Source organism: Staphylococcus sp. HMSC063A07, assembly GCF_001836955.1.
Taxonomy (GTDB): domain Bacteria; phylum Bacillota; class Bacilli; order Staphylococcales; family Staphylococcaceae; genus Staphylococcus; species Staphylococcus lugdunensis.
Genome location: NZ_KV830907.1, coordinates 1 through 23354, shown reverse-complemented (window position 1 = coordinate 23354; position 23354 = coordinate 1). Strand labels below are relative to the sequence as shown.

The window sequence follows — 23354 nt, the reverse complement described above, 5'->3', positions numbered from 1 at the left end:
TTTCAGATTAAGTTGACAAATTTGAGTGGATGTATGGTAAAAAATGTTGAAATGCTCTATCTTATAAATAAGAGTTGCAAATGCGTAACACATCTTAGCGAATACACACAAAGATATATACTGTTTTTGTGTACCAATTATAGAAAGTATACACAGTGACAGTGTATAGTCACTGTTATTTTTATGTTCAATATGATGTGTTGATTATGGAGGAGTTTATCATGGCTGAGCAAAAATACCTGACAACAGTTGAAAATATAATTGGTTTAATGAAAGAAGAAATAAAAAACATTTCTCCTTTAAGACTACAAAAAACATTATACTTTTTATTTGCATATTATGGTGCTTCATATGGGCAACTATCTAAAAGTAAAGAATATGAAGTTACAAAAAGCGAAAGTTTAAACTTGCCTGAATATTTATTTGACGCTCAATTTGAAGCTTGGCAATACGGCCCTGTTATTCGAGACGTATATAAGAACAATAAATATAGTCTTGGCTATAATGACATAGACTTTTCAATGAGTAATTTTGAAATAGAAGATAAAACAATGCAGCAGGAAATTACAGAATATTTGAGAGAAATTATTAAGAATACTTTAAAAATTAGTGATTTTGGTTTAGTAGAACGTTCTCATGAAGATGAAGAGTGGAAAAATAAAATTACTCAGCAAGAAATTATGAATAACGATTTAATTATTAAGGAATATATAGGATTGGTAAATGCCTAGATTTAATAGTAATGTTACTTCTAAAAAAAGAAAAAAGAACGTTCACGTTGAAATAGTTAATAAAGATTTTTTACCAACTAGAAATGAATTTGAAACTGATAAAGTAGAAATCGAGTTAAGAAATGCTGAAGTAAAAGAAGTTGTTTTTTTAATGAAGAAGTAAAGTATTCAAAACAAAATAATGATCTGAAATTTACTAATTTCATTTCTGATTTTACACAACAAAATCAAATCAATGCTATAACCCATTTCAGTGAAAATATAAGCATAGTCAAAAATAACCCCGATGAAGCTACGAATATAAATTATGATGAGAGAATGTTATCAATTTTATCTTTATATACTCAACAAGATATTAGAAATATAAAGGGCTTAATGAAAACAGATATTAGAGGGTTACTTGATGTTCAAGAGGGCTTAAGAGTATATTGGTATTACGATTTGATTGATAACGAAATAAAAATAGTTTGTATTGATCCACAACATTTAGTTTTACCAAGTCAGCATGGTAAAATGAATAAAGATAAAATGATGATTACAACCTATCAATCAGTTACTAATAGCAAAAAGCATTGTATTAGTCGGTATATTATTAATTAGCATACGGGTAAGTTAAATATATCTTTTCAAACGTCACTTACGAGTGGCGTTTTTTGCGTTTTAAGACGCTGAGAAACGCCCTGTGTTGCAGTAAGCGATGAGTGTGTATATAGAAATAGATAAAGTATAGATATAGATTTAGAAATTATAAATTAATATTTGAGATACTGCCTCTTAAAAAAAGACAAGTTACATTAAAAGTAACCTGTCTTTATCTATAACTAGTTTATAGTTATTTTATCTATGTCCTTTTTAAACAACATCAATCGTTTGTTATCATTATAGTTTTCACCGACTTTAGCTGAGATTTTAGGGTCTTTTTCGTCTTTACTATGAATAGTTACTGTATCACCGTCTTTCACAATCTGCTTTTCTTTTAATTTATCAGTTAATTTTTTCCATGCATCATTTGCGTCAAATCTATCTCCATTGGGATTTTTTCTTGACAAATCAATGCTTTTTACACTACCGCTATTGATCGGTTTGTTATTAGAATTACTAAGTTCATTTAAATTGGCGGTACCTTCAATACTGCTTTCACCGCCATTTTCTAATTTATAAGTCACTTTGACATTTTCATTATCTGTTTTATCGATAATATTCGCGTCTTTTAAAGCGTCTCTTACATTTTTCCACAATTCGTTATCTGTCGTTTGCTCAGCTTTTGCAACATTATTAATACCATTATAATTTGAAGAAGAATGAAAACCTGAACCTACTGTTGTTAAAACTAAAGCACTTGCTATCAATGTTTTTGTTAATAGTTTTTTATTCATTTTAAGTTCTCCTATAATTTATTTTGAAATCGATTACAAAGTAAATTTACAATTATTATTTATGTAAATCAATTAACTAATTATTAACAAATATATAAAATTTTATTATTACTATATATTAATTTTGAGCTAGAAATATTCGTCATTTATGCTATAATCATTTTAGACACAGCAATGTGTTCAAATTTTCATCTATTCGTAAGTTAGCCTTCGGGCTGACTTTTTATTTCCATTATTATTCACATGTTAATCTTGTTGTTATTTAGGCAGGTACTTCGGTACTTGCCTATTTTTTTATTCACAAACTTCTATATCAAAAAGCTTTCATGTGATAATAAAAATTCTCTCACACGTTAAAAACAATGTATAAGTTAATTATGGCTTAACGAAATACATTCATATCATCGAGTAGGATAGGTATAAGTATTGACTATTACTTTTAAAAATCTATAATTGAAAATGAATATCAATTAAAAGCGAAAGGATGATATTATGAAAAGATTAATTGGAATTTTATTATGTAGTTTATTTATTTTGACTGCGTGTTCAACATCTGTCGATAAAACAAGTGACTCGACAAAGACTATAGACTATAAAATTGAAAATGGTAAAACACTGAAAGTACCAGAGAAAACTAAAAGAGTTGCTGTATTAACTGGATTTTATGTTGGTGATTTTATAAAGTTAGGAATCAAACCAATTGCTGTTTCAGATATAACTAAAGATTCTTCAATTTTAAAACCTTATTTAAAAGGGGTTGATTATATTGGAGAAAATGATGTTGAAAAAGTTGCTAAAGCAAAACCAGATTTAATTGTTGTAGATGCTATGGATAAAAATATTAAAAAATACCAAAAAATAGCGCCAACAGTCCCCTATACATACAATAAATACAATCATAAAGAAATATTAAAAGAAATAGGCAAGTTGACTAATAATGAGGATAAAGCGAAAAAATGGATTGAAGAGTGGGAAGATAAAACTAGAAAAGATAAAAAAGAAATTCAAAGTAAAATTGGTCAAGCAACAGCATCTGTGTTTGAACCAGATGAAAAGCAAATATACATATATAACTCTACATGGGGTCGTGGTTTGGATATTGTTCATGATGCATTCGGTATGCCAATGACAAAGCAATATAAAGATAAATTACAAGAAGATAAAAAAGATTATGCTTCCATTTCAAAAGAAAATATTAGTAAATATGCTGGTGATTATATATTTTTAAGTAAACCTTCATACGGAAAATTTGATTTTGAAAAAACACATACATGGCAGAATATTGAAGCTGTAAAAAAAGGACATGTAATTTCATATAAAGCAGAAGATTATTGGTTCACAGATCCTATTACATTAGAACATTTGAGAAGTAAATTAAAAAAAGAAATTTTAAATAAATCTCACTAGAAATAAGTTGTAAAAATTTCTAATGTATTAATAATAATATTTTTAAGGAGTGATTAAATGAAACGACTGGATGGAATTCCCGAATCAATGTTAATTCCTTTGATAGCTCGAGCAAAAGAGTACGAATACGAAAAACCAATAATAAAAGACGCACTATCTAAAAAAATATTTGATGGTTTAGATGATATGTACAAAAATGTTACATGTGATGACATGTCTCAAATTGGAATTAGTATACGTTCTGTGATAATAGATAGTGTTACTAAAAGGCTTATCAAGGATAATAAAAATTTGATTGTGGTCAATATAGGTTGTGGCTTAGATACAAGGTTTCAAAGATTTAATAAAGAAAAAATATCGTGGATAGATTTAGATGTACCTGAATCAATAGAAATACGAAAAACATTTTTTAAAGAAACAGATAGCTATAAGATGATAGCTAAATCAATGCTGGATTACAGTTGGATTGAAGATGTTAAAAATTATAAATTTTTTAATAGTAAGTCAAATATATTGTTTATCTTTGAAGGTGTATTGATGTATTTTGATGAGAGTGTAATGACTAAATTATTACATACTATTATTAAAAAGTTTGGAGATCATAATTTGACATTTGCGATTGAATTTTGCTCAAAAACAATTGCGAATAATACAAAAAGACATAAATCTGTATCAAAATTATCCTCACAACCTGTTTTTAAATATGGATACAATGATTTAAATGAATTGGATAAAGTTTTACCAAATAAAATGAAAGTTATAAATGAATATAATTACTTTGATTACCATAAGAAAAGGTGGGGGCTCTTTGGGTATTGTAGATATATACCTTATCTGAAAAAAAGGCTAAATAATAAAATAGTAATTATGGAATATAAACCAGCTAAATTAATCACTCATAATTGAGTATTAAAGTAAAACATTTCAAAAAAGATGTAGCTAGAAATTTATTAAAAGTAAAGTGCACAAATATCTTGTGTTTTTTCAATTTTAACATTTTACACTAACTTTGTTAGGTGATATAAGATGCTGAGAGAAGCATTATATTGCAACGAGAAATCATTCTATGGATAAACATATTAATTATTGTAAATATATTTATAAAGGTTTGTGTGTGAAATAATTGGTGGTCATAACTTGGTCATAATGAAATGAAAAAATTAAAAAAAATGAATGTTTAAAGAATACACAATGCTGATTTAATAGGCTTTTTGTATGTGATTTATATCTATTTCATACTGCCCTTAATGCCAGGTATGATGTAAAATAGCGTTAAAAAGTTAAATATAGAGCCTAAGACACAATTATTATGTCTTAGGCTCTTAACTATTATATTGGTAGTAGTTTACTAGATTGAAAATAAGTTTATACCAAGCTTTTTCCGTCCTAATCAACTTTGAAAGTTAAGAACGCTAAACATTTTGATTCATTAAAAACTCCGTTCTTTTAAGCGTGCAGTATAAAATATAAAAAACAGTCTGGGACATAAAATTCTTAGACAAATAGAATTTCGAGAAGAAATTCGTCAGACAAAGCGAGTTGGGGTGGGGCCCCAACAAAAAGAAATGCGAAAAGCATTTCGTCGAACAAAGCAAGTTGGGGTGACTAAAGCTGTCCCCTAAGAAAGCGAGCCAACAATACGAAGTATTAAATCAAAAAGGAGCACTCAGTTGAATTCAATTCATCTGAGTGCTCCTTCTCTGAGATTTATGTGCCAGACTCTATTATTTAGGGGAAAATGGTCTAGCCTATATTTTTTATGAATGATATTCTAAAAAAATGTTTTTCAAATCAACGATTTCCTTATTTTAAATCTTCAATAGCTTGAGCAATCGAATTAAATACATGCGGAATATCATCTTTTTCGACACAGCTGAAGGCAACACGAATATCAGTGTCATTTAAGGCAATAATACCGATTGAATATTTATTAATTAAATGAACACGTAATTCCTCAGGATCAACACCGTTCACTTTAAGTGCCATAAAGTAGCCTGAATTAAAATCATAAGCTTGCCAATGACGTTGGTATTGTTTATCATAAACGACTTCTTTAGTTACAGCATAACGCTCTTGCAAAGTATTAATGTTTGCTTGAATTTCTTTATTAAATTGCTCATGATGTTCTAATACATATTTAATTGCGCTTTGTGATGGCATTGGTCCACTAGATATATTACTTCTGATTAACCCTTTGACTTTAGCTTCTAATACTTGTTGAGCTGTATCATTATGAATACCAAATGTCATAAAGCCAACACGCAATCCCCATGCAAAAAATTCTTTTGTTGCACCATCTAAACGAACAGGTAAAATATTCTTGTGATTTAAAGTAGTGAGCGCTGTGAAGATAGATTGCGTATAGACATCTTCATAAAATAAACCATAATATGCATCGTCTACAACCGCAATTACTTTTGTCCTCTTATTGGCTAATGCTTCAATGGCTTCAACAATTGTTTTCACTTCTTGTTTAGTTGGTGTATAGCCAGTTGGATTATTTGGATAATTTAAAATCATAATAACCTTGTCAGAAGTGTAATGTTCTAAAGTTGATACTAATGCATCCGTAGTATAATGGCCATTATTATCAAAAATATCATAAGTATTGATATTAGCTTGATGTCTTGTATTAAAGATTAGTTTATAGTTACCCCAATTATGTGATGGCAATAAAATAGTATCATTTGTATCAACAAAGAGATCACCAATTAGTGACAAACCATGAGTAAGCGCATTTGTCACGATTGGTTTACTGATCATATGTGACTTTAAATCTGGATTTTCTTTTAATATTTTTTCTTGCCACAATGTTCTTAATCCTTCAATGCCTTGAGGTGGCGCATAAGGAAAAATTTCATCTGGTGATAAATGATTAAAGACACCATATAATTCGTTAGCATACATTTTACCGTCTTTATCTGTGGCCATTCCTATTGTTGCATTATATTTTGTAGACTTGGCATCTGCTGATTGGGAAAGAATACCTTTTGGGTAAAACATTTCTTTACCTAATTGAGACAACATGGATAAAACTTCTGGATTGTACTGATAAAGTTCATTATTTAAGTTCTGTGCTAATGGGTTCATTTATTTAACCTCACTTTAATTTATATTCATACTTATATTATCTTGAAAATTGATAAAGATAAAGTCATCTTAAAAATATAGGTAAATAAATTTCTTTAATACGAACATATGTTCTAATTTTATGTTAAAATAAGAACAGGTCATCTATCCAATGGCACTTTGCAGTTTGGGAGGTGTAGCATAATGACGTGGTGGTTAGATGTAATAACTACATTATTAACAGGTGGAATACTTGTTATTTTTCGTATTTGGTTAGAAAACAAATGGAAAGATAAAGGATGACCATACACAAAAAACCCCAAGTCTGCGGCAACAGACTTGGGGTTGTGTAGCATAATTTGTGGATACACCTATATTCTAACATTCGATTCTAATTTCATCAATATAAAAGTGTGCTATCTTATTTATAGTTATTAAAATCAGTTCATTGTTGTAGCTAAGTCTGATATAATGCTCGTGTTGAGGTGAATGAAATGAAGCATTTAACTAAAATATTTGCTATTTTAGCAATTATTCTTTTTGTTCTTGGATACTATTTACAAGCTACGAATCACGAAAGTTCAGGAATTAAAATTTTAACCGCTGCTATTTTGTTCATTATTTGTGCTTTTATTAGTCGGAACAATGATAGACGCAAGCAAAATAGAAAATAAAGTAATAATAATTACATTTTTTACCATGTTCTTATCGATATACTTAAGTCGTAAATTGCTGAACTTCAGGCATTTTACGGCTTATATATTACGAGAAAATGCAATTGCATATATATAGTATATATACAGTCCTCCTGAATAAAACAATAAATCTCTCTTTTTCTCTTTACATATGAAGTTATAGTGTGTATATTATGTATATACAGTTATTAAAGGGGGACGTGCATGAAAATACTGATAAAAAACACCTCTAATCAACCTATATATGAACAAATAAAGCAGCAAATAAAAGAAAATATTTTAACAGGTCAGATAGATGCTGGGAGCCATTTACCATCAATGAGAGAGCTGGCTAAGGATTTACAAGTCAGTTTAATCACGACAAAACGTGCTTATGAAGATTTAGAAAAAGATGGATTTGTGACTACAATTAGAGGAAAAGGCACCTTTGTTAAAGAACAAGACCAATCTATTTTAAAAGAGAAACAATTTATTGTGATTGAACAACTTGCTCATTCATTGTGTAAAGAGGCTAAAACGATTGGTATGCCTTTAGCAGAAATAAAGGAAATTATCTCTTTGATTTATGAGGAGGATGAAGTATGAATGTTGTAGAACTAAACAACGTTAATTACAAAAATCCATCAATTGAACTCAAAAATATTTCCTTTAATATACCACGTGGATTTGTCACTGGTTTTATCGGAGCTAATGGGTCTGGTAAAACGACCATCATACGTCTGATAATGGGTTTACTCGAGGCTTCTAGTGGAACAATTCAACTCTTTAATCGTACTATGGATGATGCACCACAGTACATTAAGGATAAAATAGGCTTTGTCTATTCAGATATATATGCAAATCCTGATTGGACAATCGATAAATTAGAGTATTATACGGCACCTTTTTATAATCAGTGGGATACGAAGTGTTTTAACGATTACTTGAGACAATTTCACTTGAACAAGCAGCAAAAGATAAAGATGCTTTCGAGTGGGATGAAAATGAAATTATCATTAGCGTTAGCACTTAGTCATCACGCAGAACTGTTTGTTTTTGACGAGCCTACCTCTGGATTAGATCCAGTAGCTCGTAATGAAGTTCTGACATTGATACAACATGAACTATTAGATGAACAAAAGACAGTATTGATGTCAACGCATATTATGTCTGATTTAGAAAAAATTGCCGACTATTTAGTTTATCTAAAGCATGGTGAAATCTTATTAACAGGTGAATGTGATGCTTTATTAGCAAAATATGATATTGTCAAAGGTGATGCAGCTCAATTAGATAGCGAACTAGATGACCTACTAGATTACAAAGAGATACGCCACACTGGTTACTTAGGATTGACGAGTCACGGTAATACATTTAAAGAGCTTTTTGGTCATGATGTAGAAGTTTATAGTCCGACGATAGAAGAATTAATGATTTATTTAGATAAAGGGCAGAAAAATAATCTATCAGTAAGGGAGGATTCACAATGAAATCCCTTCTGATGCGAAACTTTAAATTACGACAATGGACCCTTTACATATACTTAGGGCTTTTAGTGTTCTTTCCAATTTACATTATTATTACAGTAAATACAGATTTTGGATTTATCATCTTTATTCCAATAGGTATTATCTTAATGATAATTAGTATCTTTGATGCAGGACATATGTTTAGAGTGCATAAAAGACTAGGTGGACAACAAGCCTATATATATTTTGCCAGTTTGCCCGTATCTAAAAAGGACATGCTTCGTGCAAATTATCTTACGTGCTTATTGTTAACACTTTTTGGAGCACTGGTCATCGGTTTATATGATAGTCAAACAATTGATAATGAACTCATGAATCGACTGCATATTTCAACTGCATATTCATTTTTAATTGTTAATTTCCTATCTATACCAATCGCTTTTCCAAAATATACGGAGTATAAGCGAAAAGGCGTTAGCTATGTTGGTTATTTAATCTTCATGTTAATTGTTATACCAGTTATGTATTCATTTTTCTTTACAGTTTTAAATCATGCTATGTTCAATAATCAATTGTCTAAAAATGAGGTTGCTTATTTTTTAAACAACGGGTTATTAGTAATTGCAATTCTCATATTTATTATTAATTATTTCATACAGTTAAAATACATTAAACGTTTATAAAAAGTCAGGAGGTATTTGATGCAATTAAAGAAAATCACCAAAACATATAAAGATAATGTCGTGTTAGACCAAATCGATTTTGATTTTAAGGAAAGTCAAATTGTAGGACTTATTGGTAAAAATGGTGTTGGAAAGACAACATTGATGAAAGTGATGAACAATAATATTATCAACTATCAAGGAGAAGTTGCGGTTAATCGTGAAGATAATATAGGTTATTTAATTGAACATCCAAAGCTTTATGATAATAAATCCGGATTAGATAATTTGAAATTATTTGCTCAAGTATTAGGTAATGGATTTGATAAAAGTTATTCAGATAAAATTATCGATGCTTTTGGAATGAGATCATATATTAATAAAAAAGTTAAAAAATACTCTATGGGTATGAAACAAAAGTTAGCAATTGCAGTTTCTTTGATGAATAAACCAAAGTATTTGATTTTAGATGAACCAACGAATGGTATGGACCCAGATGGATCGATTGATGTTCTTGAGACAATTAAGTCATTAGTTGAAGAACTACAAATGAAAATACTTATCTCTAGTCATAAACTTGAAGATATTGAATTAATTTGTGATCGTGCTATTTTCTTAAGAAATGGTAAATTTGTACAAGATGTTGATATGACAAAAGGAAGTATTGATGATGCTACTATTATTAAAGTTAAGGTAGAGCAGTTTGACGAGGCGAAAGAAGTGCTAGAGAACCATTTCAATGTACTCGAGTCACATGCTGAACTTGGAGAATTGCATATTAAAATTCAACAAGATTATAGTCAATTACTTAAATTGTTAGCGCAACGTCATGTGTACCCAACGTTTATCGAATCACGTAAAAATTCATTACGCGACACGTATTTTAATATTAATCAAAGAGGTGATAAATAATGAGAAGCTTACAACTAGTGAAATATGATTTAATTAGTATAATAAAAAGTTATTTGACATATGTGGCAATTGCACTTGTTGGTGGGTTATTTGGACTAGTATCCTACTTGTTTATGAAAAATACGCATAAAGTCCACTATGAGTCATTAATTCCAATGATTAACTGGGCTTTACTATTTGTGGGCACGCTTTTTGTAATTAAAACAATCACTAGAGATTATTCACAAGGGACAATTCAACTTTATATGAACAGAGTTTCTAGCAGAATTGGATATGTGATGGCGAAAGTTATATCAATTATTTTGATAGCACTTATATTTGCAGGAGTAGCTTATATTTCTATGCTGTTAATTCAAGCCTTTACTAAGGGCGATAAATTAGATGGAGATATATTCCTAAAAAACATTTGGTTCTATGTGATTTTCTTATTATTTTATGGATTAGTATTATTCTTGCTGACACTCATTGTTCAAAAGCCAGCAGTGATATTTACAATAGGTATTTTCTTAATCTTTATTGTGCCATTTATTGATCCATTTTTAGGACTTATTCCAGAATGGGGAGAACACATACAAGATGCGATGAAATATATACCGTTTAGCTATTTAACAAAAAAAGAATTAAATAGCAATATAGAATTTACAAATTGGCAGTGGTTTATCTCAATCGCATCAATTGTAGTGCTTTTTGTAACAACACTGTTTTATGCAACTAAGCGCGATATATAAAAAATATTAAAAATAATAAAAGTAATATTGAAACAAAGTACACCCTAAAAGTTAGCTTTTTTCTAACTTTTAGGGTGTTTTTACATTGGATAATTAACTTAATTTCGTAATAATAGAGTCATAAACAGCTTGCCATAATGTAGAGTCTGTTTTATAACGATTAGAAATAATAACATGTGTTTCATTTAACTTATCTTCGTAATTAGCATCTTCTTTGTTAGGTAAGTGCGTTGAACGAACGTCATCGACAAATTTTTGAACAATTTGTGCACGTGGACCCCAAACGGTCTCTTGTTCATAGTTATCGTTTAAAAAGATAAAAATGGGAATCGAACGAGATGTACCATTAGTTAAATATTGATCAATTAAATCCGTATCTTCGTCTCTATGGAAGACACGCACTTCCCAATTTAGTTCTTCGCTGATACGTTTCAGAATAGGTAAATTCATCATCGCATCGCCACACCAGTCTTCTGATATTACTAATACTTTGCTGTAAGCTGATTGTTGCAACTGTTTGAGTCGCTGATCATCATTAGGTAGCTTGAATGACTCATAAATTGACAATACATTTTCCTTGTTTACTGTCATGTCATCAATGTACTGACCAATAGGTTGACTTTGCTTAAAATATGTTTCTAACTTAGCCATAATCATTTCCTCCCATTAAGTAGTTTATATAATTATAGCAACAAATGCATAATATACAAATGAAGACGCTTTCTTTTATAAGATATTCATAAAGATACCATAAAGATAAATGCAACGAGCTAGTGCTTATGATATATTTAATAAATAGTAAGAAAGTGGTGAATAAAGTGCGTATTGAAAACAGATGGATTGTTTTTTTAATATTCTTAATAAGTTCCATTATTGTTTTAATAAGTTTAAATGTTTATAAAAATGAAAAGTCGGTGGATTTATCTGAACTAAAAATTAATGATTTACAACTAAATCAACAATTCAATAATTCGGATTATCAACTGAACCACAAAATAAAGTTAGATAGATATCGTTTTTATACACATAAAAAGTATAAAAATCTTATAGTTAAAGTTCAAAAGCATAGTAATAAAATAAAAGGGATTGTGTTAATTAATCATTCTAATATTACTACTAATTTTGGAGTTCAAATTGGTGATTCAATTGATCAAGCCATTATGAATTTAGGGGAAAGTTATAAAAAAACACATCAGGGCAAGAAATATAAGTCAATTACATATTTTGATAAGCAAAATCATATGAAATTATCTATTTTATATAAAGATAATAGTGTAAAACGATTAGAATTTTTCAGTCGCTAATACATTCGACTTATTAAATTTTTACCACTAAATATGATATATAGATAAACGATATAGTGGAGTGAACGTATGGATAAGATTACTTTTTTAAACCAGCTTGAAATTGAATTAGATGAGTTGCCTCGAGAACAAAAAGACCAAATTATGTATAAGTATGAATCGATGTTTTTGGCTGAAGAACAACAAGGGAAAACAGAACAACAAATTGTTACAAAAATGCCGGAACCGCAAAATATTGCCAAAAATTTTAAAGCGAAATCAGCGATTAGTTATGCAGAGTTCCGTCCTAATCTACGTAATGTTGTTAGAGCAGTTATGGCATCACTTAGTTTAGGTGTATTATCGACGCTATTTATTTTAATTCCTACATTAATTGTTGGGATGATTTTAATGCTTATATTGGTAATGGCTTGTGTTCTAACATTAACACCTATCATTTTAATGCTCGTAAGTTTGTGGCGACACATTCCAGATTCATTGAGTAATATTTTATTTGGGCTTTCATATTCAGGATTGGGATTAATATTTATCGTTTTAGCATTAAAACTGGTTAATTTAATTTATCGTTTAATTATTAAATATTTAATGTGGTATATTAAAACGGTTAAAGGAAGCGTCCAATAATGAAAAAAGTAATGATTGCAGGTATCGCTATATTTATTATTTTCTTCATTAGCGGTACACTATCATGGTTTATGCATGATAAAGAAAAATATAAAAATTTGAAATATACTCAGTCTTATGATGCAAATGAAATAAAAAGTTTATCAATTAAAGCTTCTGGTGGCGTTCATATAAAGCAAGGTAAACAATTTAAGGTGAAATATTACAGTGATAATAAGGTAACTATGCATAAATACAAAGGTACATTGCGCGTAATGCAAACCAAATCTTCAAATAGAGGTTATAGTGTTAATGTCAATCCATTTAGAACCATTAATTATATGATTGAAATAGAGGTACCATCTAAAATGTTAAAGCATTTAACGATCGATGCTCCAAACAATAAGTTAATTATTGATGGTATTCAGTCAGCTGAGACAACAATTTATAAAGGGGTTGACAGCATAAATATTACCAATTGTCATTTCGATAATGCTGAAATCAATGGCGATAATTATTATATGAACATCAATAACAGTAAGATGCGGTCAAGTCGTTTTAAAGTAGACAGTGGGGGCTTTAACATTGAAAATAGCCAAATGAATGATTCTATTTTTCTTGCTAATCAAGGAGATATAAGATTTGAAGATATGCCGCGACAATCAAATTTGAAAGCAGCTACGAAAAATGGAGACATTAATTTTGCATATAAACGAAAGCCAAAAAACACATTATTAAAACTTCATCCAGGTCACGGTAAAAGTGTTGTCACACAGTCAGCATTTAAAGAAGGAAAAGTAGGTATCAGTCACAACATTTTAGAGTTTTATACAACTGATGGAGATATAATAATCCAATAATTAGATGACACAGAGTCTAAAACATGATACCTAGAAAACAGTTCAGTTTGGTACATCATTATGTTTTAAACTATAAACTAAATATTGGCAGTAATTGACTTGATTGAAAGTACGCTGTACCCAAGCTTTTTCAATCCTAGTCAACCTTGCCAGGGCGGGACTGCGAATTCATCATGAACTCGTAGTCCCGCTCTTTTCTTTATTAACGATCGTTCGTATTATTGACTTGCTTTCATTGGTAATAGTTTCAGCACATCTTGAACCCTCAAAAGCCTTGTCTAAATACTTTAAACTAATTCCTAATGTTTAATTATATGTTGTCAGAGACTTATTCTCTTTTGTTTATTCGTTATAGAAGTAAACACGTTATTTAATGTTTTTTCATTAATAAGTAGCAAAGGTTAAATCAGTATCTAAACGACCATCAAATTGATTAAAGGATAGCGGCGTGCCGTTTAACCATGCTTGAAAATCAATAACGCGTGGCGCTTTATTTTCACCTAAAGTCATCCATGCAAATAAAGATTGTGGTTCATACATAGAAGTGTGGATCGTACCAGACCAACTTCTGAATAATTTACTATATATTTCATATTGAGGATCATTAAATAGTTTGAATGCTTGATGTTTGTCAAGTGATTGTGATGTTTGGCTGATAGTACGTTCAAGGCGAGCTTGAGATTCAGCCGTATAATTTCTATTTTCGTGAGTTAAAAGTTCAAAGTGATTCGTACATACTTTATCATAACGGACGTTGAAACTGCGAGGCGTGACTTCAATAATTGCATGGTTTAAGTTTTTATCCATAACTATGTAGCTGAAAGAACTTCTATGAGGAAGTTCTTGTAAAAACGTAATTGCATCATCAACAGTTTTACAATATTGTAAAATTAAGCGACCAATCATATAGCATACAAATCCATTACCTGGCTTTTTACGATGCATGAAATTGTACCCCATTACTAGGCCAGCTTCATTCATGCCATCCATTCGACCTGTCACTCTGGATGTAGGTCCAATTTGAGCTAAACCACCATCATTCGGTTGAAATAATAAGTAACGACCATCATAAGTTGCAGGATGATAATCATAATTTCTGACCATATAATCTTTGCCTTGAAAGACGGTACAACCGCTCTCTGGTAAATCAGTAAAACGATAATGTGCGAAATTTAAGACCATTTGTTTACTTGGAAGATTTAATACATCTTGCATTCCAGTTAGTTCTTGCCATATTTCTGGCGCATATGTTTGAAAAACGCCATACGTTTCTTTAACATCTATATCAAATCTTGGCATGCGTTTCTTCCACTCTTGTTCTCTATTTTTTAGTAAAGGGGTTTTACGTAACCATTGAGCTGTTTTAACACCTAAATCATAGTGCGAGCCACGATGTGTCATAATTTCAGATTGAACATGTTGCATTGTAAACCTCCACAAGTTAATTTATTACAGAATTGTAATATGTTATTAATTGTATTTTTCACAATAATGAATTTATAATAAATAACAGCATTAGATATTGCTAATCATAATTAATGAGGTGATTTTCATGAATGGAAACACCTATAATAAAGTAAAAAATGCTATTATTAATTGGTGGAATTGGTAACAAAATATTGTGATAAGCTTTTGATTATTATATCAGAATAAGGGTATAAGTTTAATGGTAAATGCATATGTGATAATATTATATATTGTAAATATGCTTATTTTTAAATAGAGGTGAAATCGCAATGTGGAACTTTATTAAAGGATTATTTAAATTTGTATTTAGCTTAGTGGCTATTACAACTGTCATTGTAAGTGTAGGTTTTGTAGCTTTTGCTTACATTTTCAAAAAAGATTTTGAAGATATCGAAAGAAAAACAAAAGAAATTATTTCTGATATTGAAGGAAATAATGCTTAATTCTATATTGTTTTAGTCAGTGTCTGTTAGTGTTACAGACGCTGTTTTTTTATTTGTTAAATAGTTGTTATTTAATTGTAATCTTTTATAGAATAGTAAATAAGAAGTTTGGAGGGATGATAGTTATGACAATTGGATATATTGGGTCATATACGAAATATAACGGAAAGGGTATTTATCGTTATGAATTAGATGATGTACAAGGGCGTATCAAATTTTTAGAAACAGGTTACAACATTGAAGCATCAACATATTTGGCTCAGACAGATGATTATTTATATGCAATCACAAAAGAGGATGCTCAGTGTGGTGTTGCAAGTTTTAAAAAGGAAGCGGATGGCTCTTTAACATATATGAATCAATGTCTGCCATCAACGGAAGGGACAGGTTGTTATATATCTATATCAACAAGTGGTGAATACCTTTTTGAGGCAGTATATAGTGCTGGACTTTTGAGATTATATAAATTGGATACTCAAACAGGCCATATTATCAACCTTATAGATGAATTAGCACTCCATTATCCCCTTGGTTCTCATGAACGTCAAGAACACTCACATGCACACTTTATTCATGAGACACCAGATCAACGCTTTGTTGTTGTTACTGATTTGGGTGCGGATCGAATTATCACATATGAATTCAGTGATAAAGGATTTAAAGAAAGTGCAGTATCACAATTTAATGATGCAGATGGGCCTCGTCATATCGCATTTCATAACAATGGACAATATGCGTATGTGGTACATGAATTATCAAATATCATCAGTGTGACAACTTATCAAAATGGCGAGTTTCATGAATTAGAACGTCATTCAACAATACCAGAACAGCTACAAAATGAAACGAAGTTAGCATCAGTACGCTTATCTCACGACCAACGTTTTATCTATGTGAGTAATAGGGGAGATGATAGCATTGCCATTTTTAAATTAAGTGACGAAGGTGCACATCTAGAGTTAATTGATATCGTTAAAAGTGGCGGCGTATTTCCTCGAGACTTTAATATAACAGCTTCAGATGATTACATTGTTTGTGCACATCAAGAAGATGGAGGCATTGTCACAGTCTTTGAACGCAATCATGATACTGGAAAGTTATTGTTGACTGATTCAACACATGTTGCTCCAGAAGGTGTTTGTGTCACATTTTTAAATTGAAATAATAGATAAAAATAAGCCCAATAACACATTGGCATATGTTGTCATGATAGTCAATCTATCAAAACTGCCTTGTAGTTATTGGGCTTGTTTATTAATTTTTAAAAAACGCTTTAATGTATTTTAATTTACCTTTATAAGGTGGATAAATCATACTTGAATCTAAACGTGTCGATTTAAATATATAAGATTTATCATGACTAAATGTATCAAATGAATATTTACCATGATATTGTCCAATGCCTGAAGCACCAACGCCTCCAAAAGGTAAATTTGGATTAGCTAAATGCATTAAAGTATCATTAATTGCACCGCCACCAAATGATAATTCATTCAGTACGCGTTGTGTATTATTTTCATCTTCACTAAACAAGTAACAACTTAAAGGTTTTGATTTTGCGCGCACGATATCTAATGCCTCATTAAAATCATCGTATTCAATGATAGGTAGAATAGGGCCAAATATTTCTTCTTCCATAATTTTAGAATGTGGGGTAATATTTTCTAACAATGTAGGCGCAATATATCGGTCTTCTTTGTCGCTAGTCCCTCCAACAATAATTTCATTGCGATGAATATTTAATAATTCATTTAACCTAGTAAAATGTTTGTCATTAATAATGCGCCCATAATCAGGACTGTTTTGAACATTTTTGCCATAAAATTCTGCAATAGAGTGTTTTAATGCTGTAATTAGTGCAGATTTTACTTTTTTATTTACTAATATATAATCAGGTGCTACGCACGTTTGTCCAGCATTTGTAAATTTTCCAAAGGTTATTCTATCACTTGCTACTTTAATATTCGCAGTTTCGTCGACAATAACAGGTGATTTTCCTCCTAATTCAAGGGTTACAGGAGTCAATTGTTTGCTAGCTGTTTCATAAACAATACGTCCAACCTTTTCACTACCTGTAAAGAAAATGTAATCAAAGGGGAGATGAAGCAACGTTTGAGTTTCATCAATACTACCTTCAACAATACTAATATACCGATGTTCAAAAGACGATTCAATGATGTGATTAACGACTTCGGTAGTGTGTGGTGTCAATTCGGATGGCTTAATAATAGCCGTATTACCAGCTGCTATGGCACCTATGAGTGGCTCAAATACTAGTTGAACAGGATAATTAAAAGGTCCGATAATTAAGACAGTACCATAAGGTTCTTTCATAATATAACTTTTTGTTGGAAACATAAATAATGGGGTATCGACTTGTTGGGTTTTAGTCCAAGATTTTAATTCTTTGAGTGCGAGCTTAATACTTTTTAGTACGATGCCAATTTCAGTCGCGTAGGCTTCGACATTGCTTTTGCCTAGGTCTTTTTTCAATGATTCTAGTAATGCTTTTTCATTATTTTTAATATTTTTACGCAAACTTTTTAATTGCTGTTTTCTAAACTTAACATTTTTAGTAGCTTGAGTATTAAAAAATTGTTTGCTCTCATTAAATCTTTGTTCTATGTGATTCAATGCAGTGCCTCCTTTTTTCTATATCAATATTATTAATGACATGGGGAGTGGGACAGGATTCATTATGAATTCGTAGTCTCGTCCGGCAAGGTTGACTAGGATTGAAAAAAGCTTGGTATCAGCGTACTTTCAATCAAGTCAATTACTGCCAATATTTAGTTTATAGTTTAAAACATAATGATGTTCCAGACTCATTTTTTATAAACTCATAATTACGTTTTGACCATAAAAGCATGTCTAATAAGATAAATACATATCATTGTCATTGTAATATATGGCTCATTATAATCATACTAATTCAGTTTTTGTGTTTGCATTTAGGGTAGGAGGATGTAATGTGAAAAAATGATATAAATATTGACTCACTATAAAAATAACGATTTCCACAGCATGAGCAATGAAAATCGTTACTTAATTAATATTCAATTAAACTGTAAAATTTTTATTTAATTAAAACTTCAGTTATTTGAGGAACAACTTGTTTTTTACGTGATACAACACCAGTTAAGAATGCCATACCGTCGTCTAACTTAACATTAAATGCTTCGCCAACTTTTTCTTTTTCAGCACCAACAACTAATATTTTAGAGTTACTATTGATAATATCAGTGACAACTAACACGAATAAATCATATTTTTCATTGGCACTTGCTTCTAACATTACTTTTTCAAATTCATCTTTACGGTCTAATACTTCATCAATATCTACTGTGTTAACTTGTGCAATACGAGTGACATAATCTCCCATGTTGAAAGATTTTGCATCTTTATTAATTAAAAATTCAGCAGATTTATCTGTAGTAGATGCGCCTGCTTTAAGCATATCTAAACCATAACTATCTAAATCTATTTGAGCGATGTCTTTTAGTGCTTGAGCAGCGGCAACATCTTCTTTAGTACAAGTTGGTGATTTAAATAATAAGCTGTCTGAAATGATTGCAGACACCATAAGTCCTGCAATTTCACGTTTAATTTCAAAACCACGCTCTTTATACATTTTATATAAAATAGTAGCTGTACAACCCACTGGTTCAGCACGATAATATAAAGGTCCTGCTGTTTCAAAGTTAGAGATTCTATGGTGATCAATAACATGTTTAATTGTAGCACCAGAAATCGTATCTGAACTTTGTTGGAATTCATTGTGATCAACTAAAATAACATCTTGATCTTCCAAATCATCTGTTAAAAGTTCGGGTGCATTGACATTAAAATGATCTAACGCAAATTGTGTTTCTGCACTTACGTCACCTAAACGATAAGCAGTTGCTTCAGTATTACCTCTGAGTTGTTCAAAATCTGCCATAATGATAGCTGATGAAATTGCATCAGTATCTGGATTTTTATGCCCGAATATATAAGTTTTTGTCATGCTTTTATTCTCCCTTACTAAATATGATATCTTTTATTTTAGCACGTTTTCAGATTATTCTTCTACCTCTGCGCCCAATGTATTTTTAAAATGTTGCAACGCCCAAGCATGTCCAGCTGGATTAAAGGAAGCGACCCCTTTGGCTGGTATATGAATATTGTAGCCTAAATTATATGCTGAAATCGCTGTGTGAAGAATACAAATATCAGTGCACACACCTACGATTTCAATGGTATCAATATGCCGTTCACGTAAAAGAGAATCAAGAGGTGTACCATAAAAAGAATCATATCTACGTTTATCGAGATAGTGAATATGCTTTTGATCTTGATGTTGCTTATAGAAATCACCTATCGTTCCATACAATTCTCGTCCATGTGTGCCCGCAAGATTATGTGGTGGAAAAAGATGGGTTTCTGGATGATAAATATCCTCTTCGTAATGTAAATCCATTGTAAAAATAATGTCTTGTTGTGCGGCATGATATGCTTCCAATCGGGATTTGATATACTCCTCTATGGCTTGGCCTGGATGTCCGCACGTTAATTTTCCATCAGTTGCGATAAAATCATTTGAATAATCAACTACGATTAATGCTTTCTTAATCATTTTTGCCTCCCAAATTGCTTAAAATAAAGAAAAACGTGTAATGTGATATGATGTATTTATAGTAATAAGTATAGCCATAGGACACTGCAGTTACAACTTTTTTTGAGGAGGTGCGATATGATTATCAATGCACAAGATTATGGGTTGAAAGGCAAGAATCGACGTGCAGATAGACGGGCGATTCAAAAAGCACTTAATATTGCACATCGAAGAAAAGGAAGACAAACGGTTTATATACCTGCGGGTGAATTTCATATAAATAAAGCATTAGTTATTTATGAAGGAACGACATTATTGCTAGATGAGCAAACCACTTTATTGCGAACAGGTAAAGATGCCTTATTGAAAAATGGGAAACCATATATTTTCTATCATGAATATCGTGGTAATGGTCATATCCATATTAAAGGGGGCACCTTTGATATGAACGGTAAAAATTGTCCCTATAATAATACCGCACTTTGTTTTGGACATGCTGAAGATATACAGTTGTTGGATGTCACCATTAGAAATGTTGTAGGAGGCCACTGTATTGATGCTTGTGGAATCAATGGTTTGTATATTAAGCAATGTCGATTTATTGGATTTAGAGATGTAGATGGAGATCGCTGGTTTTCAGAAGCTGTTCAACTCGATATACAAGTGCCTGGAGCATTTCCAAAATTTGGAACGCGTGATGGTACGATAACTAAAAATGTAGTGATAGAAAATTGCTACTTTGGAAAATCTAAAACAGCTGGCATGGGTCCTTGGAATCGGGCGATTGGCTCTCATGCGAGTCGTTATCAACATTTTTATGAAAATGTTCACATAAATAATAATGTTTTTGATGGCATGACTGACTATGCAGTGACACCATTGAAATGGAAAGATACATTTATTGCGCATAATCATTTTATTAGCTGTGCTGGAGGCATCCGCTTTTTAGCAGTGAAAGATGGGAAAAATGCGGCTGATATGCTAGGGCAGGAACACCAAACAGAGGCAGGTAGAAATATCAATATTATTAACAATCATTTTAAAGGTAAGATGACTAAAGATGCTATTCACATACGCAGCTATAATAATGTGAAGCATCAAACTGTTTGCATTTCGGCTAATACATTTGATAATGCTGAAAAAACGATACATGTTGAAGATGCCAAAGACGTGACCATAAATCAGACTGAAGAAATCAATATAAATTTAATTAATATTGAATAATAAAATTTATTTACTCGAACACTCTGTTGAATTAATTTTCAAAAGGGTGTTTTTTTATATGGTATAATACTTATAATTATCATCTATTAAGTGAATATTTTGATAATTAACATAAAGATGTAGGGGGTGGAAGCGATGTTATTTTCAAAAAATGACTCGCAGCAACGAACATCAAGTTATTTAACATTTTTCTCGCAAAATAGTACAAAAAAGTCTTACAATTTAGGGCAATTATTAGGACTTATTTTAGGGCCGCTATGTTTTGCTTTAATATTAATTTTCTTTCATCCACCGGCTTTGCCAGAAAAAGGGGTTTTTGTATTAGCAATAACTGTGTGGATTGCAATTTGGTGGATAACAGAAGCAATTCCGATTGCAGCAACAAGTTTTTTACCGCTAATTTTATTACCAATTGGTCATGTGTTATCACCTGAAGCTGTATCATCAGAATATGGCAATGATATTATTTTCTTATTTTTAGGTGGCTTCATTCTAGCTATTGCAATGGAAAGATGGAATTTGCATACACGTGTTGCCTTAACGATTATCAAGTATATAGGGGCAAGTACAGCCAAAATATTATTGGGTTTTATGATAGCAACAGGGTTTCTATCAATGTTTGTGTCAAACACAGCAGCTGTCATGATAATGATTCCTATTGGACTAGCTATAATTAAAGAAGCAAATGAATTGAATGATAAAGAAAAACACAAAGTCAGCTTACACAAATTTGAAAAGTCTTTAGTATTAGCGATAGGTTATGCAGGAACGATAGGTGGTCTTGGCACACTGATAGGAACGCCACCATTAATAATTTTGAAAGGACAATTTGAACAACATTTTGGACAAGAAATTAGTTTTGCTAAATGGATGATTATTGGTATTCCAACTGTATTTATACTTATCGCATTAACATGGGCATATTTAAGATATGTAGCTTTTAAACATGATATGAAATATTTGCCTGGTGGACAATCATTGATTCAATTGAAATTAGATGAGCTTGGCAAAATGAAGTACGAAGAAAAGGTTGTTCAGGCTATATTTGTATTTGCAAGTTTACTCTGGATTTCGCGTGAATTTTTATTGAATAATTGGTCTGTAACGTCAGAAATAGCTGATGGTACCATCGCCATATTTATTTCAGTGCTACTTTTCATTATACCCGCAAAGAACAAACAACAGTTTCAACGAATCATTGATTGGGAAGTGGCTAAAGAATTACCATGGGGAGTACTAATTTTATTTGGTGGTGGCTTAGCTTTAGCGAAAGGGATATCAGAGAGTGGTTTGGCTAAATGGTTAGGTTTACAATTAAAATCTTTAGATGGTGTTAGCCCGATGATTATTGTAGCTGTTATTACATTATTTGTCCTGTTTTTAACAGAAATAACTTCCAATACAGCAACAGCGACGATGATATTACCAATATTGGCATCATTATCTGTAGCTGTTGATGTACACCCATTATTATTGATGGTTCCTGCAGCTATGGCAGCGAACTGTGCTTATATGTTACCTGTGGGAACACCGCCCAATGCAATCGTGTTTGGTACTGGGAAATTAGAAATTAGGGAAATGGCTTATGTAGGTTTTTGGGTCAATCTCATTAGTGCCGTACTTATCATTATTGTAGTTTATTTCTTTATGCCTATCATTTTAGGTATTGATATTTCAAAAGCTTTACCATTAAAATAATGGCTAAAGTATAAATATTAATACAAGAAAATACAGTTTAAGATAAAAATTTAAAATAATACAGGTAGGGATATAAATTACAAAAAATATGGTCTGGGTATAAATCTCAGAAAAACAGCAGTAAGATATTTTC

Annotated in this window: 25 protein-coding genes; 18 read left to right on the top strand and 7 right to left on the bottom strand. The window is 31.0% G+C overall.

The annotated features are described in order from the left end of the window. The first annotated feature begins 221 nt into the window (after window positions 1-221). From HMPREF2597_RS01965 to HMPREF2597_RS12835, 3 genes are all read left to right on the top strand, one after another. Window positions 222-731 (top strand): Panacea domain-containing protein, encoded by a 510-nt coding sequence (locus HMPREF2597_RS01965; protein WP_070817124.1) that lies wholly within the window; start codon window positions 222-224, stop codon window positions 729-731. Beyond that, window positions 724-894 (top strand): hypothetical protein, encoded by a 171-nt coding sequence (locus HMPREF2597_RS12840; protein ID WP_225307318.1) that lies wholly within the window; start codon window positions 724-726, stop codon window positions 892-894. Before HMPREF2597_RS01965 ends, HMPREF2597_RS12840 begins: the two co-directional genes overlap by 8 nt. A 155-nt stretch (window positions 895-1049) precedes the next feature. Then, window positions 1050-1331: a hypothetical protein gene (locus HMPREF2597_RS12835; protein WP_225307319.1), complete on the top strand. Its 282-nt coding sequence runs from the start codon at window positions 1050-1052 to the stop codon at window positions 1329-1331. A 221-nt stretch (window positions 1332-1552) separates the two neighbouring features. On the opposite strand, the gene HMPREF2597_RS01955 is transcribed toward HMPREF2597_RS12835, so the two are convergent. Then, complete coding sequence (locus HMPREF2597_RS01955; RefSeq protein ID WP_070817123.1) at window positions 1553-2107, bottom strand: DUF4888 domain-containing protein; 555 nt, start codon at window positions 2105-2107, stop codon at window positions 1553-1555. Window positions 2108-2599: 492 nt separating this feature from the next. Between HMPREF2597_RS01955 and HMPREF2597_RS01950 the strand changes: the two genes are divergently transcribed. Together HMPREF2597_RS01950 and HMPREF2597_RS01945 are read left to right on the top strand one after the other, a co-directional pair. Beyond that, window positions 2600-3514 (top strand): iron-hydroxamate ABC transporter substrate-binding protein, encoded by a 915-nt coding sequence (locus HMPREF2597_RS01950; protein ID WP_070817122.1) that lies wholly within the window; start codon window positions 2600-2602, stop codon window positions 3512-3514. A gap of 57 nt (window positions 3515-3571) precedes the next feature. Continuing rightward, the gene (locus tag HMPREF2597_RS01945) at window positions 3572-4420 is read left to right on the top strand and encodes a class I SAM-dependent methyltransferase (RefSeq protein WP_070817121.1); all 849 of its coding nucleotides are present in this window, start codon (window positions 3572-3574) and stop codon (window positions 4418-4420) included. An 897-nt stretch (window positions 4421-5317) separates the two neighbouring features. On the opposite strand, the gene HMPREF2597_RS01940 is transcribed toward HMPREF2597_RS01945, so the two are convergent. Beyond that, a complete protein-coding gene (locus HMPREF2597_RS01940; protein WP_012990793.1) occupies window positions 5318-6604 on the bottom strand; it encodes an aminotransferase class I/II-fold pyridoxal phosphate-dependent enzyme in 1287 nt (428 codons plus the stop codon). Window positions 6605-7077: 473 nt separating this feature from the next. Between HMPREF2597_RS01940 and HMPREF2597_RS01935 the strand changes: the two genes are divergently transcribed. The 6 genes from HMPREF2597_RS01935 (at window position 7078) to HMPREF2597_RS01910 (ending at window position 11028) form a co-directional block, all read left to right on the top strand. After that, a complete protein-coding gene (locus HMPREF2597_RS01935; RefSeq protein ID WP_002461405.1) occupies window positions 7078-7257 on the top strand; it encodes an SE1626 family protein in 180 nt (59 codons plus the stop codon). Between the two features lie 225 nt (window positions 7258-7482). Continuing rightward, window positions 7483-7863: a PSM export ABC transporter transcriptional regulator PmtR gene (locus tag HMPREF2597_RS01930; protein WP_002461404.1), complete on the top strand. Its 381-nt coding sequence runs from the start codon at window positions 7483-7485 to the stop codon at window positions 7861-7863. Continuing rightward, window positions 7860-8747: a phenol-soluble modulin export ABC transporter ATP-binding protein PmtA gene (locus HMPREF2597_RS01925; protein ID WP_002461402.1), complete on the top strand. Its 888-nt coding sequence runs from the start codon at window positions 7860-7862 to the stop codon at window positions 8745-8747. The genes HMPREF2597_RS01930 and HMPREF2597_RS01925 overlap by 4 nt, the downstream gene beginning before the upstream one ends. Then, window positions 8744-9409 (top strand): phenol-soluble modulin export ABC transporter permease subunit PmtB, encoded by a 666-nt coding sequence (locus HMPREF2597_RS01920; RefSeq protein WP_002477928.1) that lies wholly within the window; start codon window positions 8744-8746, stop codon window positions 9407-9409. The genes HMPREF2597_RS01925 and HMPREF2597_RS01920 overlap by 4 nt, the downstream gene beginning before the upstream one ends. A gap of 18 nt (window positions 9410-9427) precedes the next feature. After that, a complete protein-coding gene (locus HMPREF2597_RS01915) occupies window positions 9428-10300 on the top strand; it encodes a phenol-soluble modulin export ABC transporter ATP-binding protein PmtC (protein ID WP_002461399.1) in 873 nt (290 codons plus the stop codon). Beyond that, on the top strand, window positions 10300-11028 hold the full coding sequence (locus HMPREF2597_RS01910) for a phenol-soluble modulin export ABC transporter permease subunit PmtD (RefSeq protein ID WP_002477929.1): 729 nt from the start codon (window positions 10300-10302) through the stop codon (window positions 11026-11028). Before HMPREF2597_RS01915 ends, HMPREF2597_RS01910 begins: the two co-directional genes overlap by 1 nt. A gap of 93 nt (window positions 11029-11121) precedes the next feature. On the opposite strand, the gene HMPREF2597_RS01905 is transcribed toward HMPREF2597_RS01910, so the two are convergent. Next, the gene (locus HMPREF2597_RS01905) at window positions 11122-11679 is read right to left on the bottom strand and encodes a thioredoxin family protein (RefSeq protein ID WP_002461397.1); all 558 of its coding nucleotides are present in this window, start codon (window positions 11677-11679) and stop codon (window positions 11122-11124) included. 128 nt (window positions 11680-11807) lie between these two features. Here HMPREF2597_RS01905 and HMPREF2597_RS01900 point away from each other — a divergent pair, with 128 nt between their 5' ends. The 3 genes from HMPREF2597_RS01900 (at window position 11808) to HMPREF2597_RS01890 (ending at window position 13795) form a co-directional block, all read left to right on the top strand. Continuing rightward, window positions 11808-12332 carry a hypothetical protein gene (locus HMPREF2597_RS01900; RefSeq protein ID WP_002477930.1) on the top strand — a complete coding sequence of 175 codons (525 nt, stop codon included), beginning with the start codon at window positions 11808-11810 and terminating at the stop codon, window positions 12330-12332. A gap of 69 nt (window positions 12333-12401) precedes the next feature. Further along, on the top strand, window positions 12402-12956 hold the full coding sequence (locus HMPREF2597_RS01895) for an HAAS signaling domain-containing protein (protein WP_002461394.1): 555 nt from the start codon (window positions 12402-12404) through the stop codon (window positions 12954-12956). Next, entirely contained in the window at window positions 12956-13795 is an 840-nt protein-coding gene (locus HMPREF2597_RS01890) for a DUF4097 family beta strand repeat-containing protein (protein WP_002461393.1), read from the top strand. Before HMPREF2597_RS01895 ends, HMPREF2597_RS01890 begins: the two co-directional genes overlap by 1 nt. Window positions 13796-14179: 384 nt before the next feature. Here the strand turns inward: HMPREF2597_RS01890 and HMPREF2597_RS01885 are convergent, their stop codons facing one another. Then, window positions 14180-15220 carry a C45 family autoproteolytic acyltransferase/hydrolase gene (locus tag HMPREF2597_RS01885; protein ID WP_002477931.1) on the bottom strand — a complete coding sequence of 347 codons (1041 nt, stop codon included), beginning with the start codon at window positions 15218-15220 and terminating at the stop codon, window positions 14180-14182. Window positions 15221-15531: 311 nt separating this feature from the next. Between HMPREF2597_RS01885 and HMPREF2597_RS12530 the strand changes: the two genes are divergently transcribed. Next, window positions 15532-15705, top strand: a complete 174-nt coding sequence (locus HMPREF2597_RS12530) for a hypothetical protein (RefSeq protein ID WP_002461390.1) — start codon at window positions 15532-15534, stop codon at window positions 15703-15705. A 125-nt stretch (window positions 15706-15830) separates the two neighbouring features. Then, the gene (locus HMPREF2597_RS01880; protein WP_002477932.1) at window positions 15831-16865 is read left to right on the top strand and encodes a 6-phosphogluconolactonase; all 1035 of its coding nucleotides are present in this window, start codon (window positions 15831-15833) and stop codon (window positions 16863-16865) included. 94 nt (window positions 16866-16959) lie between these two features. Here HMPREF2597_RS01880 and HMPREF2597_RS01875 read toward each other — a convergent pair whose 3' ends face one another. From HMPREF2597_RS01875 to HMPREF2597_RS01865, 3 genes are all read right to left on the bottom strand, one after another. Next, on the bottom strand, window positions 16960-18339 hold the full coding sequence (locus HMPREF2597_RS01875; protein WP_002477933.1) for an aldehyde dehydrogenase: 1380 nt from the start codon (window positions 18337-18339) through the stop codon (window positions 16960-16962). A 442-nt stretch (window positions 18340-18781) separates the two neighbouring features. Continuing rightward, window positions 18782-19711 (bottom strand): manganese-dependent inorganic pyrophosphatase, encoded by a 930-nt coding sequence (locus tag HMPREF2597_RS01870; protein ID WP_002461385.1) that lies wholly within the window; start codon window positions 19709-19711, stop codon window positions 18782-18784. Between the two features lie 54 nt (window positions 19712-19765). Further along, entirely contained in the window at window positions 19766-20320 is a 555-nt protein-coding gene (locus tag HMPREF2597_RS01865; RefSeq protein ID WP_002477934.1) for a cysteine hydrolase family protein, read from the bottom strand. Between the two features lie 117 nt (window positions 20321-20437). On the opposite strand from HMPREF2597_RS01865, the gene HMPREF2597_RS01860 reads away from it, so the two are divergent. Further along, entirely contained in the window at window positions 20438-21523 is a 1086-nt protein-coding gene (locus HMPREF2597_RS01860) for a glycosyl hydrolase family 28-related protein (RefSeq protein ID WP_012990794.1), read from the top strand. A gap of 135 nt (window positions 21524-21658) precedes the next feature. Further along, on the top strand, window positions 21659-23221 hold the full coding sequence (locus HMPREF2597_RS01855; protein ID WP_002477936.1) for an SLC13 family permease: 1563 nt from the start codon (window positions 21659-21661) through the stop codon (window positions 23219-23221). The last annotated feature ends 133 nt before the right edge of the window (window positions 23222-23354 follow it).

What these genes read in the sequence shown, in the direction of transcription:
- HMPREF2597_RS01965 (WP_070817124.1), top strand. Translation starts at nt 222, where the DNA reads ATGGCTGAGCAAAAATACCTGACAACAGTTGAAAATATAATTGGTTTA.
- HMPREF2597_RS12840 (WP_225307318.1), top strand. Translation starts at nt 724, where the DNA reads ATGCCTAGATTTAATAGTAATGTTACTTCTAAAAAAAGAAAAAAGAAC.
- HMPREF2597_RS12835 (WP_225307319.1), top strand. Translation starts at nt 1,050, where the DNA reads ATGTTATCAATTTTATCTTTATATACTCAACAAGATATTAGAAATATA.
- HMPREF2597_RS01955 (WP_070817123.1), bottom strand. Translation starts at nt 2,107, where the DNA reads ATGAATAAAAAACTATTAACAAAAACATTGATAGCAAGTGCTTTAGTT.
- HMPREF2597_RS01950 (WP_070817122.1), top strand. Translation starts at nt 2,600, where the DNA reads ATGAAAAGATTAATTGGAATTTTATTATGTAGTTTATTTATTTTGACT.
- HMPREF2597_RS01945 (WP_070817121.1), top strand. Translation starts at nt 3,572, where the DNA reads ATGAAACGACTGGATGGAATTCCCGAATCAATGTTAATTCCTTTGATA.
- HMPREF2597_RS01940 (WP_012990793.1), bottom strand. Translation starts at nt 6,604, where the DNA reads ATGAACCCATTAGCACAGAACTTAAATAATGAACTTTATCAGTACAAT.
- HMPREF2597_RS01935 (WP_002461405.1), top strand. Translation starts at nt 7,078, where the DNA reads ATGAAGCATTTAACTAAAATATTTGCTATTTTAGCAATTATTCTTTTT.
- HMPREF2597_RS01930 (WP_002461404.1), top strand. Translation starts at nt 7,483, where the DNA reads ATGAAAATACTGATAAAAAACACCTCTAATCAACCTATATATGAACAA.
- HMPREF2597_RS01925 (WP_002461402.1), top strand. Translation starts at nt 7,860, where the DNA reads ATGAATGTTGTAGAACTAAACAACGTTAATTACAAAAATCCATCAATT.
- HMPREF2597_RS01920 (WP_002477928.1), top strand. Translation starts at nt 8,744, where the DNA reads ATGAAATCCCTTCTGATGCGAAACTTTAAATTACGACAATGGACCCTT.
- HMPREF2597_RS01915 (WP_002461399.1), top strand. Translation starts at nt 9,428, where the DNA reads ATGCAATTAAAGAAAATCACCAAAACATATAAAGATAATGTCGTGTTA.
- HMPREF2597_RS01910 (WP_002477929.1), top strand. Translation starts at nt 10,300, where the DNA reads ATGAGAAGCTTACAACTAGTGAAATATGATTTAATTAGTATAATAAAA.
- HMPREF2597_RS01905 (WP_002461397.1), bottom strand. Translation starts at nt 11,679, where the DNA reads ATGGCTAAGTTAGAAACATATTTTAAGCAAAGTCAACCTATTGGTCAG.
- HMPREF2597_RS01900 (WP_002477930.1), top strand. Translation starts at nt 11,808, where the DNA reads ATGATATATTTAATAAATAGTAAGAAAGTGGTGAATAAAGTGCGTATT.
- HMPREF2597_RS01895 (WP_002461394.1), top strand. Translation starts at nt 12,402, where the DNA reads ATGGATAAGATTACTTTTTTAAACCAGCTTGAAATTGAATTAGATGAG.
- HMPREF2597_RS01890 (WP_002461393.1), top strand. Translation starts at nt 12,956, where the DNA reads ATGAAAAAAGTAATGATTGCAGGTATCGCTATATTTATTATTTTCTTC.
- HMPREF2597_RS01885 (WP_002477931.1), bottom strand. Translation starts at nt 15,220, where the DNA reads ATGCAACATGTTCAATCTGAAATTATGACACATCGTGGCTCGCACTAT.
- HMPREF2597_RS12530 (WP_002461390.1), top strand. Translation starts at nt 15,532, where the DNA reads ATGTGGAACTTTATTAAAGGATTATTTAAATTTGTATTTAGCTTAGTG.
- HMPREF2597_RS01880 (WP_002477932.1), top strand. Translation starts at nt 15,831, where the DNA reads ATGACAATTGGATATATTGGGTCATATACGAAATATAACGGAAAGGGT.
- HMPREF2597_RS01870 (WP_002461385.1), bottom strand. Translation starts at nt 19,711, where the DNA reads ATGACAAAAACTTATATATTCGGGCATAAAAATCCAGATACTGATGCA.
- HMPREF2597_RS01865 (WP_002477934.1), bottom strand. Translation starts at nt 20,320, where the DNA reads ATGATTAAGAAAGCATTAATCGTAGTTGATTATTCAAATGATTTTATC.
- HMPREF2597_RS01860 (WP_012990794.1), top strand. Translation starts at nt 20,438, where the DNA reads ATGATTATCAATGCACAAGATTATGGGTTGAAAGGCAAGAATCGACGT.
- HMPREF2597_RS01855 (WP_002477936.1), top strand. Translation starts at nt 21,659, where the DNA reads ATGTTATTTTCAAAAAATGACTCGCAGCAACGAACATCAAGTTATTTA.